Source organism: Spiroplasma sp. ChiS (genome assembly GCF_002968355.1).
Lineage (GTDB): Bacteria > Bacillota_I > Bacilli_A > Mycoplasmatales > Mycoplasmataceae > Spiroplasma > Spiroplasma citri.
This window is the reverse complement of the sequence record NZ_PUUH01000276.1, coordinates 1-631: the sequence shown is the minus strand read 5'-3', so window position 1 is coordinate 631 and position 631 is coordinate 1. Positions and strand designations below refer to the sequence as shown.

The following is a 631-nucleotide window of genomic DNA, read 5'->3' as shown; positions in this document are numbered from 1 at the left end:
TCAATTTTTAACAGATAAAAATATTTTGCATCAAACAACACCAGTTCGTTCTCCACAGTCAAACGGTAAGATTGAAAGATTTCATCAAAATTATACTAAATTATTTGTATTTGAAGAAAAAATATTAAATGCAGTTAGTTTACAGAATAAATTAAATGATTATTATTATTTTTATAATTTTGAAAGAGTGCATAAGTCTTTAAATTTTCAGACACCATTTAATTTTTTGAATAGTTTAAGTTTAATTAAATAATTTTAAATTATTAAGTTTTTGTGTTTAAACTAAATAAGTTTATTATATTTTAATTAATTAATAATATGTAAATTAACTCATAAAATATGTTATTAAAATAATAAAATATGTTATTAAAATAATAAAATATGTATTTATTAATTAAAATTTAATAAATTATTTTTTAGTGTGTTTAATTTTATATTTTTTATTTATTTATTTTATGATATTTTTTTATTATAAATAAATATTTTTATTATTTTTATTATTTTCTTGTAATCTTTAAAATGTGTGTGGTATACTGCATATGTAGAAACCACATACATTTTGTATTTTTGGTTTTTACAGTTTTGGAAAGTAAATTTTTTTAATATTTTTAATTGAGGAGTTGAAATTATG

The 631-nt window shown here is 15.7% G+C and carries 1 protein-coding gene; it reads left to right on the top strand.

The features are described 5' to 3' along the window. The coding region (locus C6B38_RS06930; protein WP_146693353.1) for an integrase core domain-containing protein at positions 1-253 on the top strand (253 nt) is incomplete at its 5' end. Positions 254-631: the final 378 nt, after the last annotated feature.